The following is a 14,178-nucleotide window of genomic DNA, read 5'->3' on the forward strand; positions in this document are numbered from 1 at the left end:
GCCCGCGGTGGCGGCCGGCGGCGGGTCTGCGGCGGATCCGTCCGCCGCCAGATAGGCGCTTTACTCCGCGTTGGTCGGCACGTGCGCCTTGAAGGCCACCGGATCGACGGTGTTGTCGAAGAAGGCGTCGTAGCGGGCTTCCTCCTCGACGCGCGTGAGGTTCATGCCGCGGATCTTGCGCCGGAAGCGCGCCGCCGCCTCCATCCACTCCGCCCAGGCGTACCCGAAACGGGCTTCGAAGAGCTTGCGCAGCCGGCGCACGGCGAAGGGCGCCTCACCCTCCGAGGCGATGGCGATCTGCAGCGAACCGCGCTGCACGCGAGCCGGCAGGTGGAAGGTGCAGAGCGGGGGGTCGTCGACCACGTTGACCCAGACGCCGGCCCGCTCTGCGTCCTCGTAGACCCGGCGGTTGACCTCGCGGTCGTCGGTCGCGGCGATGACGAGGGAGTACGCGGCCGCTTCGCCGGCCGTGTAGGTCCGGCGCTCGAGAACGATGCGGTCCAGGCTCGCGAGGTGTTCGACGGCGGGAATGGGTTCGGGGGCCACGACCGTGACCTGCGCGCCGTGCGCCAGCAACCCGTCCAGTTTGCGCAGGGCGACCCCGCCGCCGCCCACCAGCAGACAGCGCTGCCTGTGCACGGCCAGCATGACGGGATACATGTCGGCCCTCCCTTCATCGGCTGATCCGTCGATGTGCCGGGTTACTCGTCCAGACTCGCCAGGCTGCGCCAGCGCAGGCCGCCTCCCAGATAGGTCGCCGCGACGCCGCGCGCCCGCAGCCAGCGGACGGCCTCGGCGGAGCGCGTGCCGCGTTCGCACACGACGACCCATGGCTGCAAATCTAGGTCTCCGGAGCCGTGCCGCAAGGATTCCAGCGACAGGTGGGTCACGCCGTCCAGTTCCAGGGGGCGGGCACCGCTCTCCGAGGCGTGGCGCACGTCCAGGATCCGCAGCCGGTCGGCGAGGTCTTCCGGCGCGAGCGGCTCGATGCCGTCCTCGAGGTTCTCCGCCACCATCGCCGCCACGGCCAGGGGTTCGAGCGCCGGTGCGTAGGGGGGGGCGTAGGCGTGCTCGAGATGCGTGAAATCCGCCAGTGTGGCTCCCTGCGCCAGCAGCTGGGTCGCCGTGTCGATCCGCTTGGCGACCTCGCCTTCGCCCGCCGCCTGGACGCCCGTCACCTGTCGCGTATCCGGCCGGTAGGAAAGCTGGATCGCGATCTCCCTGGACTCGGGCCAGTAGTCGGCCGTGTCGTGGGCGGTGATCCAGACGGAGCGGGTCTCGAGACCGGCGGCCGCGGCGGCCGCGCGCGTCAGCCCCGTCGCGGCGACGTTCAGGTCGAAGACCCTGAGCGCGCACGCCCCGGCGACGGGGGGGAAGGCGTCGTCGCGACCCGCCAGGATGTTGGCCAGGGTGCGGCCCTGCCGGTTCGCCAGCGAACCCAGGGGCACGTGGACCGGCCGACCGGTCAGGACGTGCCGGGTCTCCGCGGCGTCGCCGACCGCCCAGACGTGGGGCGTCGAGGTGGCCAGGCGCTCGTCCACGGCCACGGCGCCGGTGGGGCCGAGCCGCACGCCGGCCGCGGCGGCCAGTTCGATCTCCGGCCGCACGCCGATGGCCACGACCGCCACGTCTCCCTCCACGATCTCGCCGCCGGCCAGGCGGATGCGGACCCGCTCGTCGTCCGCGTCGATGCTCTCCACCGTCGCGCCCAGTCGCAGGTCCACGTCTTCGCTGCGCAGGGCGGCGGCGACGATCGCGCCCACCTCGGCATCGAGCAGGCCGGGCAGGGGCGCCGGCGCGGATTCCAGGAGCGTCACCTCCGCGCCCCACAGGGCGGCGAAGGCCTCGGCCAGCTCACAGCCCAGGAAACCGGCGCCGATGATCACGGCGTGACGGAGCTTGCCGCCGGCGAGATCCGCGTGCAGCGCCTTCATGTCCTCGTGGGTATGGAAGAACGTGATGCGGGGATGCTCGGGCTGGCCGGGCAGGGGACGGGGCGCGGCCCCGGTGGCGAGTACCAGCTCGTCCCAGTCCAGGATGCGCTCGGCTCCCCCTGCGTCGCGGACGAGCAGGGTGCGGGCCTGGGCGTCGACGTCCTCCGCGCGCTGGCCGGCGAGGATCTCGATGCCCTTGACATCGGTGAAATAGGCGCTGTCGCGTGTGGCGCCGTCGTTGGTGCGGTGCAGGGCCTCGGGGTCGGAAATGTCGCCGGAGAGGACGTAGGGCAGGCCGCAGGCGGCCCAGGAGAAGGTGTCGCGCGATTCGACGACCCTGATCGACCATGTCGGCTGCAGGCGGGCGAGACGGCTCGCGCAGCGCAGCCCCGCTGCCGAGGCTCCGACGACGACCACGTTGCGTTTGTAGCCCGTCAATGGAATCACTTCCGTGGCGCGGCGCGCGGGGGGGGGCGGTCGGGCCGGGTCCCTCCCCGCGCGCGGCGCGTTCTCTACAGGATCCTGTTCTGCTCGCGGACCGTGATCGCGATCTTGTAGAGCCCCGTCAGGATGAGGAAGCCGATCCCGTAGACGCCGAGCGTGATCAGCGTCTCGGGCACGGTCGGGAAGTACTCGGTGATGCCGCCCAGCGGGTTCGGGATGAACCCGGCGACCACCAGTCCGAGTCCCTTCTCGATCCAGACGGCGACGATGATGCCCGCGCAGATGAAGGGCAGGACCCTCTCGTTGCGGCGCACGGCGGGCACGTACATCAGGATCAACGCCAGGATCGACAGGGAGACCGACAGCCACATCCACGGCGCCAGCGCCGACTTGCCCTCCAGACCCAGGAAGAGGTACTGGAAGTGGTGGACGTGCTCGGGGATGTCGCTGTAGAGCCCCGTGAAGAGCTCGACGGCGACGAAGAAGATGTTCACCGACAGGGCGTAGGTGACGATCAGCGACAGCTCCTTGATCGCCTCGCGCCCCGGATCGAACTTCGTGAACCGCCGCACGAGCAGCGACAGGATGATCAGCAGGCTCGGTCCGGAGGCGAAGGCCGAGGCCAGGAACCTGGGCACCAGGATGGCCGTCAGCCAGAAGGAGCGCGCCTCCAGGCCCGAGTACAGGAAGGCCGTCACGGTGTGGATGCTGACCGCCCAGGGGATCGACAGGATGATCACGGGCCTGATCCAGTCCGGCGGCGCGACGCCCTTGCGCTCCGCGCCGAAGACCACCAGGCTGATCACCACGTTCAGGCCCAGGTAGCCCATCAGCGACATCATGTCCCAGAACATGAGCGAGTTGACCGTGGGGAACCTCATCACGTTGAGCACCCGCGTCGGCTGTCCCATGTCGACGAAGATGAACAGCATGCACATGATCACGGCCGCGATGGCCAGGCATTCGCCCAGGATGACCATCTTGCCGAACGGCTTGAAGTTGTGCAGGTAGTAGGGCAGGACCACCATCACCGCCGAGGCAGCGACCCCGACCATGAAGGTGAACTGGGCGATGTAGAATCCCCAGGGGACGTCCCGGCTGAGCCCGGTGATCATCAGTCCCTCGTTCAGCTGGCGCCAGTACGCCAGGAAACCGGCCGCGATCACCAGGGCGAGGAATCCGACCCAGGTCCAGTACCTGCGGCTGCCGGTGAGTGCCTTCTCTAGCATGACTTCCTCTCGTTCCTTAGACGATGTAGAAGATGTGGGGCGCGGTGCCGAGACTCGGCTTGCGGCGGATCGTGTTCGCGGTCCGCAGCGCTCTCGACACGTCCGACTCCGGATCGTTCAGATCACCGAACAGGAGCACGCCCTCGTTGCCCGCGGCGGCGCAGGCCTCGACGCAGGCCGGTATCCGGCCCCTGGCCAGGCGCTCCTTGCAGAAGTTGCACTTCTCGACGACGCCCTTGGTCCGCGTCGGGTAGTCCGGCTGGACGTCCTCGATGTAGGGCCGGGGATCGCGCCAGTTGAAGCTGCGCGAGCCGTAGGGACAGGCCGCGATGCAGTAACGGCAGCCGATGCAGCGATGCATGTCCATGGCGACGATCCCGTCCTCGGCCTTGAACGTGGCCTGGGTAGGACAGACCCGGACGCAGGGCGGACGATCGCAATGGTTGCAGAGGACCGGCACCGACTGCTCCAGGACCGATTTCTCGGTGTAGGGATGCACCTGGGTCGGGAAGGCCCTGGGGTACTTTTCCTTCCAGATCCACTTGACCTCGTGCCGGGGTTCGGGGATCTCGGGCACGTTGTGGACCAGGTGGCAGGCGTCGCTGCAGGCGCTGCAGCCGTCCCGCCGGCGGCATTTCGTCGTGTCGATGACCATGGCCCAGCGTGGTCCCGCATGCGCGTCGCGAGCGCGTTTCTCCGGCCCGCTGGCGACGACCGGTCCGCCGACCCCCAGTCCCAGCAGGGACGCGCCGGAGATCTTGAGGAAGTCTCTCCTACCCTTGTCCATGGCTGGCTCCTCCTCCCGGTTCGACGTGGCATTCCCAGCACTTGGGGGCGACGCCGACGTAGTTGTGGCACCGGTCGCAGAACGTGTCCTTGTTCAGGTGGCACTTCATGCAGGTGTTCTGCAGGCTCATGTCGTAATCGTGATGATCCTGGTGCGAGACGTAGGTCCTCTCGCCCGTGCGCACGACGGAATCCCGCCACTCGTTAAGCAGGTCCATGTGCCAGCTCCTCATGTACGCCTTGGACTCGACGCACTGCGTCTCGCCCTCGGGGTACACCAGGTCCGGCCGGTAGTCCGACTGGCCGCGGGTCGTCGTGTACCAGATCGGGAAGCTGACCAGGACGAGGAAGACGGCCAGTCCGATCATGATCCTGCCGGTGTCCCTGCTAGGCATCGCCTTCCCCCTTCCCGGCCGCGCCGACGGCCGCGCCCGCCTCGAGAGGCTCGAGACGCAGGTTCATCGTCCGTTCCTTCTGTCCCTTCATCACCATGGCGTTGGCGACCAGCTCGTGGATGCCCGTGACCTTGACTCCCGGGGCCCAGTAGTCGCAGACGGTGGTCAGGGTGGCGCGGTCGATGGCGCAGATGCAGGCCAGCTGGTTGACGTCGAACTTGTCCCGCACGTGGCGCACGGCGTTGCCGCGGGGCAGTCCGCCGCGCAGCCGCATCTCCATGTTCTCGTCGGTGCCGAGACCGGCGCCGCCGCCGCAGCAGAAGGTCTGCTCGCGGATAGTGTTCTCCGGCATCTCGAAGAAGTTGTTGCAGACGTTCCTGATGACGTAGCGCGGCTCCTCGAAGAGGCCCATGGCGCGGGCCGGGTTGCAGGAGTCGTGGAAGGTGACGCGGATGTGGTCGTTCCTGCTCGGGTCCAGTTTCAGCTTGCCGTGCCTGATCAGGTCGGCGGTGAACTCGGCGATGTGGACCATCTTGGTCGAGCGGGCGTGTTCGAACACCGTGCCGGTGATCGGCGAGCGCGGCACCTCGAGAAAGTCCGCCGGTCCGTTCATCGTGTCCATGTACTGGTGCATCACGCGCCACATGTGGCCGCATTCGCCGCCGAGGATCCACTTGACGCCGAGCCGTTTGGCCTCGGCGTAGTTCTTGGCGTTCAGCTTCTTCATCGCCTCGGCGGAGGTGAAGAGGCCGAAGTTGCCGCCATCCGAGGCGTAGGTGCTCCAGGTGTAGTCGAGCCCCAGCTCGTGGAAGAGCATCATGTAGCCCATGCAGGTGAAGGTGCCCGGGTCGGCGAGGAAGTCGCCCGAGGGGGTCACGAAGAGGATCTCGGCCCCCTTCTTGTTTATGGGCGGGTCGATGTGGATGCCCGTCACTTCCTCGATGTCCTCGGCGAAGAACTCCAGCGTGTCTTTCAGGCCGTGGGGCTGGATGCCGATGTGGTTGCCGGTGCGGCTGCAGTTGGCGACGGGTTCCATGACCCAGTTGACGCCCAGGCCGATCAGGTGCAGCAGCTCGCGCGCCATCATCGTGATCTCGGCGGTGTCGATGCCGTAGGGGCAGAACACAGAGCAGCGGCGGCATTCCGTGCACTGGTAGAAGTAGTAGAACCACTCCTTGATCACGTCGACCGTCAGCTTGCGGCCGCCCGCGAACCTGCCCAGCAGCTTGCCGACGGCCGTGAAGTCGTTGCGGTAGACCGAGCGCAGCAGCTCGGCGCGCAGCACCGGCATGTTCTTGGGATCGCCGCCGCCGATGTAGAAGTGGCACTTGTCGGCGCAGGCGCCGCACCTCACGCAGGTGTCCATGAAGATCTGGAACGAGCGGTACTTTCCCAGGCGTTCCTTGAAGCCCTCGTGGATGATCTGCTGCCAGTTCTCGGGCAGCTTCCAGTCCTCGTCGGTGGGCGACCACTCGCGCGGGTTGGGCATGCCGAGGTACTCGAGGTGCTTCGGCTTGGCCGGGTAGATCCAGCTTCCCGGGCGGAAGTCGGCGGGCGTGTCCATCCAGCCGCGCCGCGGGGGACGCAGGTCCACGTTCTCCAGATCGGAGTGATCGTAGTACTCCATCTGATCGGGTTTGAGGTCCATCGTCGTCTACTCCTTCTCCACGGGGATACCGGCCGCCTTCATCTTGTCGCGGAATTCGTCCTCGTATTCCTCGTAGGTCCGGATTTTCACCGGGTAGTTCCAGGGATTCACGTGCCGACGCATACGGTTGGTGTTGGCCAGGTTCCGGGTCGGGCTCATGAAGACGCCCGCCATGTGCATCAGCTTGCTGTAGGGGAAGACGGCGAAGAGCACGCAGACCAGGAAGAAGTGCATGAAGAACAGCGGGTCCACGTCGTCCGGCACGGCCGGCTTGAAGCTGAGGATACCTATGGCCAGCGACTTCACGCTCTCGATGTCCGTCTTGGCGAAGTGCCGCATCAGCATGCCGGTGGTGCCGATGCCGAGCAGCAGGGAGAGCGGGAAGTAGTCGTTGGCCAGCGAGATGTAGCGCAGCTGGGGCGAGACGATCCTCCGCAGGAACAGGAAGAGCAGCGCCCCGAGCAGGAGCAGGCTGGTCAGGTACACCGCCGGCACGCCGATCTCGAAGAAGCTGTCGACGGTCTGCAGGCCCAGCACGAAGCCGGGCACGGGCTCGGTGAAGAAGCGCAAGTGCCTGATGAAGATCAGGAGGAACGACCAGTGGAAGACCAGTCCCGCGAGCCAGAGCCACTTGTTGGGACCGTGGACCACGTTGCCGCCGGGCTTGATCTCCATCCGCGTGTTGCGGAACAGGGAGCGGAAGAACAGCACCTCGAGCGCCATTCTTCCGATCACGCCGAGCGTGGTGTGCGGATTGTCGAGCCTGCTCGGGCGTATCCACGAGAGGGATTTCTGCTGTCCGCACGTGGTCGGGATGCGGAAGGGCACGGGGATCAGCGCCCACTTGATCACCCGGTAGATGAAGCCCCCCAGGAAGAGGGCGATGGCGACGTAGGGTATGACCGTCCCCAGGACGTTGCGCAGGCCTGGCGACTGTGCGCCCAGGCCGGCCAGCGTCGCCAGTACGGCCGTCGCGACGAGAGCAGCTAGAATGGTCATTGATTGCCACCTCACGCGGGCTGGAGTCTGCTCCTGTTCCCGATTCTTCCCGGCGCGGATCACGCCGCGCCGATGATCACGCCGGCTCCGCGAATCCGTTGCGGATCTCGCGCAACCGGAGGCTGTACACCTGTTCCCGGCGTTTCACGTAGATGTCGAAGGCGAACAGGGCCAGCTGGTCGATCCGGGTCTCGATCTCGTGCAGTTCGACCAGGATGTCCGGCTCCCTCGCGGCGTCACCGATCTCCTCCCGGACCGCGTCCTTCAGCAGGAAGACGAAGGAAACCGCCGCGGCGGGAGAGAACTCCTGGATGGCCCGGATCTTGATGATTTCTTCCAGGTGGGCGCAGAGGTTCGCCGCGTCCATGCCGTCGAGGACTTCGTCCAGGATGGCCCGGGATGCGTCGGCGAACGTCCGACCGACCGGGTTGGCGAAACGGTTCTTCTGCTGCCTGAGGAAGGCCGCCGTGTCCTCGCCGTAGGTGGCGAGGAGCGACGCCAACCATCTTTCGCCGATGGCCTTCTTCTTCTTCTGGAGGAGATCGCCTGGCATCGGAACTCCCGGTCCGCGGCTTGATGCCGGGGGAGGAGGCCGCAGCCCCCCCTTCCCGAACGTCACGCGAGCAAGTCGTCGGCTAGACGCAGCCCGTCGGTTTCGGCAGGCCGGCGATCTTGCAGGCGCCCTTGGCCGGCCCCGAGGGGAACAGGTCGTAGATCTCGCTGAGCTTGAAGCCGGTCGACTTGCAGAGCTTGCGGATCATCGGTGCGACGCCGAATTCGACGTAGTACTCGCGCAGGAAATTGACGACCTTCCAGTGGTCCTCCGTCAGATCGTCCACGCCCTCGGTCTTGCCCAGGGCCGCGGCGACGATCTCGTTCCACTTGTCGGGTTCCTGGATGAATCCGTCCTCGTCGATCTCCAGGACCTGATCTCCCGCATGGAATTCCGTCATCATCGTCCTCCTTCTTCATTTTTCGGAAGTGTGTCCATCCGACTGTCGTTTGTCATCAGTGCCAGGACGCGTCCCGCCACTCTTGCGCTCCAGCTCTTTCAGGAATTCGGGCGCCGGAGAGTGCCCGAGTCCGACAGCCCGGTCGAGAGACGCGCGGGCGTTGGCAACTTCACCCAGTTCGAGCAGGCCCACCGCGAGGTGGTAGTGTCCGCCGGCATGATCCGGGTCGATTGCCAGCACATGGCGAAAGCACGCGACCATCTCCTCGGCCTGGTGCAGGTAGAGATGGCCCAGTCCCTGGTTGTAGTGGGCCTGCACGAGATCCGGACTGTGCTCGGCCACCCGGCGGTTCACCTCGACGCAGCCAGCGAAATCCCAGCGCCCGAGCAGGATCCCGCCGAGATTGACCCAGGCCTCGTCGAAGGTGGGGTCGAGTTCCACCGCACGGCGGAGACACTCTTCCGCCTTCTTCGCGGCGCCGGCGTGCAACAGGGCGGTGCCCAGCTTCATGTGGGCCGGCGCCGAATCCGGGGTGTCGGCCACGGCCCGGCGAAGCTCCTCGATCCTGCTCTTATTGTCCGCAGCCGCACTTGCCATGCTTCTTCCCTCGTTTCGAGTTCTTCCTGAACCGCTTGTTGAGCGAATCCTGGATGCCCCGGCCCACGGCACCCGGAAAACTGCCGGCCACGGTCTGCAGGACCCCGGCCAGTCCGTCTTTCAAGCCCTCGTCGGCCGCCAGGCGCGCCAGGTCGGGCACCAGGGGCAGCAGGACCTCGGGACGCTCGTCGGCGATCGCCTTGACGACCTCCGGAGCCGTCAACGCGTTGGTTCCCGACTCGTCGTTCATGGCCCAGATCAGGCGGCGCACCACCTGCTGCACCAGGTCCGGATGGTAGCGGGCGGCGAGGGCGACGCCGCGGCAGGCGACCCTGCGCACCTCGGGCTCGGTCCTGTACGTGAGGCTCACGAGATACCGGACGGCCCGGGGTTCGACGCCCAGCAGCATGTCGATCTCGTCGAGCTTGCCGTGCTCGACCATCTCCTGGACGTGCGTGCGCAGGTTCATTGCACCCTCCCGGCCGCGGCCCCGACGAGTCCGTCCGCCCAGTCCGGCGTGGCCAGCGCGTGCAGATGCGTGTAGGCGGCCACGACCTGTCCGACGCAGAGGCCGTCGCGGCCGTCGCCGATCCCGACCCCCCGCGTCAGCTCGAGCACCGTGGGCACCTCGCCCGGACCTTCCCGCAGGCGCGAGTAGTGGAACTCGTGCCCGCTGAGATCCGTGCCTTCCGCCAGGATGGGATTCGCCCGGTCCGGGCGACCCTGCACGTAACCATGCCCCTGCGGACGCGATGTCTGCTCCACGACCACGGGCAGGGCGCCGACCATCTCGTGGGCGACGCCGTCGATCACCAGGGCGCGCGAGAGGTACATGAGCCCTCCGCATTCCGCCCAGACCGGCAGGCCCTCGTCGATCTGCCGCGCGAGCGCCTCGCGCAGGGGTCGGTTGGCCGACAGCTGCGCCGCGTAGACCTCGGGGAAGCCGCCGCCGGCGTAGAGACCGTCGATGACGGGCAGCGCGTCGTCCGTCAGGGGCGAGATCGGCTGGAGCCGTGCCCCGGCCGATTCGAGCGCGGCTAGATTTTCCGGATAGTAGAAGGAGAAGGCCCGGTCCCTCAGCACGCCGATGCGGACGCGTCGCCGCCCGCCCGTGGCGGGAGCGGCGGCCCTCGCATCCTCGACCGGCGGCAGGTCCGCCGCCTCGCCGGCCAGCGCCAGCAGCGCCGGTATGTCCGTGTGCTCGGCCACGATCCCCGCCACGCGCTCGAGCGTCTCTTCCACCTCGGGGTGCTCCAGCGCCGTCACCAGACCGAGATGTCGGCTGGGCAGATGCTGGTCGCGCAGCCTCGGGATGGCACCCAGCACCGGCAGGCCCGTGTCGGCGGCCAGCGCCTCGCGTATCACCTTTTCCTGGTGCCGCGTCCCGACGCGATTGAGGATGACGCCCGCGAGCCGGACCTCGGGATCCAGCAGGCGGCAACCGAGAACCTGGGCGGCCACCGTCCGGGTGGACTTGGTGACGTCGACGATCAGCACCACCGGCGCGCCGATCAGCTTGGCCAGCTCCGCGGTCGAGTGGGAGCCGCCGGCGTCCACGCCGTCGTAGAGCCCGCGATTCCCTTCCACCACCGCGACGGACGCGTCCCGGCCCCCCGCGGCGAGCGAGGCGAGAATGGCCTCCTGAGGCATCATGAACGTGTCGAGGTTTCGACAGGGAGTCCCCGCCGCCGCGCCGAGCCAGGCGGCGTCGATGAAATCGGGTCCCTTCTTGAAGGGTGCGACGTCGAGGCCGCGGTGCCGCAGGGCCCTGATCAGGCCCAGCGATACCAGGCTCTTGCCGCTGTCGCCGGCGAGCCCCGCGAGAACCAGTCTTGGCAGCTTGGCCCGGGCCACTCTACTTCTCCCGCGCTGATTAGGCCGTCCCGATGAGAGCTGTCGGAGTCGCGGCGTCCATGCGCCACCACTCGTCGCAGGTGTTTGCCAGACAACCTGAACCCGTTCCGATCCCGGGTTAGCGGGTACGAGTCACGCGAGCCACCGTTCGCTGGGTCAGCACCCGGAATCTCGCCACCGGTGGATGCCGTGGGTGGCTTCCGATCTCGAGATCGGATCCCCGGCGCGCGGATCGCGCCGGGGACCGTTCTCGTCCTGCGTTCCTACTGTTCGGGCGGCAGCACGATGTAGCTGCCGCCGACGTAGGAGTAGGTGCACTTGCCAGTATCGACGAGTTCGCGTATGGCCAGCTTGCAGAGCTTCTTGTCGCACTGCTCCTCGCCGAACTTCTCGATCATGGCCTTCGTGAGATCCAGGGCCTTCAGGTTTTTCTTGCCGTGGTATTCCTTGACCATGCCGTACATGGCCTCGGCCACTTCATCCTTGGTCGCCATGTCGCTCACGCCCTTCTCATTCGCTATGCCGGAAGTGGAGGGATCTCCTGAAGGTCTCGCCGGCATGCTTGAAGTCGTCAATGTGGTACTTGGTGAACTCGATTCCGGTCAGCTTGAAGAACTGCGGCCAACCGATCCTCTCGATCCACTCGCCCATCCGCTCGTACTTGCGGGCGTGACCGGCGTAGACCTCGACGATGTTCTTCACCGCGGCGACCGCCTCGGGCCAGCGCGGCGGGTTGTTGGGCAGGAACGGGATCGCCAGCTTCGAGAACATCGGTTCGTGGCGGGCGTTGCTGACCTTGCCGCCGACCCAGATGGAGAGACCGTCGTTGACCGGATCGTTCAGCGTCATCGCCGGGCAGACGGTGTAGCAGTTCGCGCAGAACATGCACCGCTCCTCGATGACTTCCACCGAATCGTGCCCGTCGACCTTGGCCGGCCGGATCGCGCCCGTGGGGCACGCCGACACCGTCGACGGGATCTCGCACTGGGAGTTGAGCAGTTCGTGCTTGATCGCGGGCGCTCGGCGGTGGACGCCGAGGATGGCGATGTCCGAGCAGTGCACCGCGCCGCACATGTTCAGGCAGCAGGCGAAGGCGATGCGCAGCTTGGCGGGCAGCTTCTGGCTGCCGTCGAAATAGGGGAAGAGCTCGTCCATCACCGACTTGACGACGCCCGAGGCGTCGGAAGCGGCGGAATGGCAGTGAACCCAGCCCTGCGTGTGGACGATGTTGGTGATCGAGGCCCCCATGCCGCCGACGGGGTAGCCTTCCTTCTTCAGTCGCGCGATGAGCGGCTCGATCTTGGCCTCGTCGACGACCAGGAACTCGACGTTGTTGCGGCTGGTGAACCGCAGGTGCCCGTCGCAGAACTCGTCGGCGAGGTCGGCGAAGAGCCGGATGGTCTCGATGCTCATCAGGCGAGGCGTCGCCGCCCGCACCGACCAGAGCTTGTCGCCCGATTCGGCCACGTGCATGAGCACGCCCTGTCGGGGGATCTCGTGGTACTTCCATTTCCCGTAGTTCTTCTTGATCACGGGCGGAAGGAACTGCTCGAAATGGGGAGGGCCGATGTCGGTCGTCCTTTTAGCCGGAGTGGCTGCCATTACTCTTCCTCCTCGTCTAGCTCAAAGAAGATGTACGGGTTGGTACGCGGGTGCATGATCATCTCGGGTTCCGGATCCAGGCCGATCTGCTCGAGGAAGTTCCCGAGTCCGATACGCTGGATGAACTCGCCCACGCGCTCGCGGTTCATGCCGTGCTCGCCCCAGAGGTCCCAGATGGCCTCGGCCAACTCGTGGATGTCGTCGTAGCCCTCGTCCATCTTGATGAAGGGAACCAGGACCGAAGACAGCAACGCGCCACCGATGATCGGAGCCTTCGATCCGAGCAGGATGGTGGCGCCGCGATCCTTGCCGGGAGCCAGCGCCTTGGGCATCACGTTTATGCAGTGCATGCACTTGAAGCAGTTCGAGTTGTCGATCGCGAAGGCCTTGCCGTCCCACTTGATGCAGCCGGTCGGGCAGCGGTCGACCACGTCTTCCTGGATGTCGACCCGGCCGCCCTTGACATAGGCGTTCAGCTCTTTCTGGTCGATCTGGATGTTGTCGCGCCAGGTGCCGATGATCGACATGTCGGAGCGGGCGACCGAGGCCACGCAGTCGTTGGGACAGCCGGCCATCTTGAACTTGAACTTGTAGGGGAAGGCCGGACGGTGCAGCTCATCCTGGAAGTGCATGGTCAGGTCGTGGGTGAACCCCATGGTGTCGTAGCAGGCCCACTCGCAACGCGCCTGTCCGCAGCAGCAGCTGGGCGTACGCACGTCCGAGCCCGAGCCGCCGAGGTCGAAGCCGATCTCGGTCAAGTCCGAGAAGGTGGGCTCCAGCGCTGCGGTCTTCGCGCCCAGCAGGATGATGTCACCGGTGGAGCCGTGCATGTTGGTCAGCCCGGAACCGTGCTTCTCCCAGACATCGCAGAGCTTCCTGAGGACTTCCGAAGTGTAGAACCAGCCGGCCGGCTGGTTGACGCGAATGGTGTGAAACTCGGAACACTCGGGATATTCCTTGGGCAGATCGCTGTAGCGACCGATGACGCCGCCGCCGTACCCCATGACTCCGACCAGGCCGCCATGCTTCCAGTGACCGATCCTGTCCTTGTAAGAGCGCTCGAGGATTCCCATCTGGTCGTTGGCCATCGGGTTCTTCGCCGCGCTCTTCTTCATCTCCGTCACGAAGCTCGGCCACGGGCCCTTTTGCAGCTCGTCGAGCAAGGGCGTTTCCCGTAACTTCTCCGCCATAGCTTCCCCTTTCCACGCCTGTGGGTAAGGCATCGCGGGCAACCCCCGGCGCCGCCGTTCATCGGCGCGCGTCCGCGGGGACAGCAACTTGCGACGGGCATCGCATGCCGGTGGCAATGATCGATGCCCACTTCCTGTCCCTACAGAGCCGCCAGAAAGGCCCTACGTCAAACTCTGAGTTTGAATGGCTACCATAAAATCCCTTGATGACCGCGTCGGGTAGGGTCCGCGGACCCGGCATGGGCTACCGTTGGCGTCCTGCCGGGGGGGGGGGGCGGCGGCCGCAGCCGATAACTCCAAGCCGCGCAGTATTCCTGCGACAGGCCGCATTCCGATCGGTCGCGTCCGGCTCTGCGGCGACCGTGCGGCGGTGCGCGCGCTCGACAGCGGACGGAAACTTAAAATTGGCTCTTCCGGTTCATGCGTAGTTGAAGGTTGAAAAAATGTGGACATGCAAGTCTCCTGCGAAGTTACGAGGCTTCAGCAAGGAGGCTAACCAAGCATGTCCACGTCCCTGTTGTACCACGGATGGGGTCTTCGCGACTAC

Annotated in this window: 15 protein-coding genes; all 15 read right to left on the reverse strand. The window is 66.5% G+C overall.

The window, feature by feature from the left end; translation table 11 throughout:
• Positions 1-60 precede the first annotated feature (60 nt).
• Complete coding sequence (locus KJ554_00230; protein MBU0740756.1) at positions 61-660, reverse strand: bifunctional precorrin-2 dehydrogenase/sirohydrochlorin ferrochelatase; 600 nt, start codon at positions 658-660, stop codon at positions 61-63.
• 41 nt (positions 661-701) lie between these two features.
• A complete protein-coding gene (locus tag KJ554_00235; protein ID MBU0740757.1) occupies positions 702-2,372 on the reverse strand; it encodes an FAD-dependent oxidoreductase in 1,671 nt (556 codons plus the stop codon).
• Between the two features lie 74 nt (positions 2,373-2,446).
• Positions 2,447-3,607, reverse strand: coding sequence for a polysulfide reductase NrfD (gene nrfD / locus KJ554_00240; protein MBU0740758.1), 1,161 nt, complete (start codon positions 3,605-3,607; stop codon positions 2,447-2,449).
• Positions 3,608-3,623: 16 nt separating this feature from the next.
• Positions 3,624-4,394, reverse strand: a complete 771-nt coding sequence (locus KJ554_00245) for a 4Fe-4S dicluster domain-containing protein (protein MBU0740759.1) — start codon at positions 4,392-4,394, stop codon at positions 3,624-3,626.
• Complete coding sequence (gene dsrJ / locus KJ554_00250; GenBank protein ID MBU0740760.1) at positions 4,381-4,788, reverse strand: sulfate reduction electron transfer complex DsrMKJOP subunit DsrJ; 408 nt, start codon at positions 4,786-4,788, stop codon at positions 4,381-4,383. The genes KJ554_00245 and dsrJ overlap by 14 nt, the downstream gene beginning before the upstream one ends.
• A complete protein-coding gene (locus KJ554_00255) occupies positions 4,781-6,436 on the reverse strand; it encodes a (Fe-S)-binding protein (protein ID MBU0740761.1) in 1,656 nt (551 codons plus the stop codon). The genes dsrJ and KJ554_00255 overlap by 8 nt, the downstream gene beginning before the upstream one ends.
• Positions 6,437-6,442: 6 nt before the next feature.
• A complete protein-coding gene (gene dsrM, locus KJ554_00260; GenBank protein MBU0740762.1) occupies positions 6,443-7,435 on the reverse strand; it encodes a sulfate reduction electron transfer complex DsrMKJOP subunit DsrM in 993 nt (330 codons plus the stop codon).
• Positions 7,436-7,511: 76 nt separating this feature from the next.
• Positions 7,512-7,988 carry an RsbRD N-terminal domain-containing protein gene (locus KJ554_00265; GenBank protein MBU0740763.1) on the reverse strand — a complete coding sequence of 159 codons (477 nt, stop codon included), beginning with the start codon at positions 7,986-7,988 and terminating at the stop codon, positions 7,512-7,514.
• Between the two features lie 82 nt (positions 7,989-8,070).
• A complete protein-coding gene (locus tag KJ554_00270; protein ID MBU0740764.1) occupies positions 8,071-8,388 on the reverse strand; it encodes a TusE/DsrC/DsvC family sulfur relay protein in 318 nt (105 codons plus the stop codon).
• 15 nt (positions 8,389-8,403) lie between these two features.
• Positions 8,404-8,985: a tetratricopeptide repeat protein gene (locus KJ554_00275; protein MBU0740765.1), complete on the reverse strand. Its 582-nt coding sequence runs from the start codon at positions 8,983-8,985 to the stop codon at positions 8,404-8,406.
• Positions 8,960-9,454, reverse strand: coding sequence for a hypothetical protein (locus KJ554_00280; protein ID MBU0740766.1), 495 nt, complete (start codon positions 9,452-9,454; stop codon positions 8,960-8,962). Before KJ554_00280 ends, KJ554_00275 begins: the two co-directional genes overlap by 26 nt.
• On the reverse strand, positions 9,451-10,839 hold the full coding sequence (locus KJ554_00285) for a cobyrinate a,c-diamide synthase (GenBank protein MBU0740767.1): 1,389 nt from the start codon (positions 10,837-10,839) through the stop codon (positions 9,451-9,453). Before KJ554_00285 ends, KJ554_00280 begins: the two co-directional genes overlap by 4 nt.
• Positions 10,840-11,102: 263 nt before the next feature.
• Positions 11,103-11,342, reverse strand: a complete 240-nt coding sequence (locus KJ554_00290) for a hypothetical protein (protein MBU0740768.1) — start codon at positions 11,340-11,342, stop codon at positions 11,103-11,105.
• 7 nt (positions 11,343-11,349) lie between these two features.
• On the reverse strand, positions 11,350-12,441 hold the full coding sequence (gene dsrB, locus KJ554_00295) for a dissimilatory-type sulfite reductase subunit beta (protein ID MBU0740769.1): 1,092 nt from the start codon (positions 12,439-12,441) through the stop codon (positions 11,350-11,352).
• Positions 12,441-13,631: a dissimilatory-type sulfite reductase subunit alpha gene (dsrA, locus tag KJ554_00300; GenBank protein MBU0740770.1), complete on the reverse strand. Its 1,191-nt coding sequence runs from the start codon at positions 13,629-13,631 to the stop codon at positions 12,441-12,443. Before dsrA ends, dsrB begins: the two co-directional genes overlap by 1 nt.
• Positions 13,632-14,178: the final 547 nt, after the last annotated feature.

Source organism: bacterium (assembly GCA_018814885.1).
In the GTDB taxonomy this organism is placed as follows: domain Bacteria; phylum Krumholzibacteriota; class Krumholzibacteriia; order LZORAL124-64-63; family LZORAL124-64-63; genus JAHIYU01.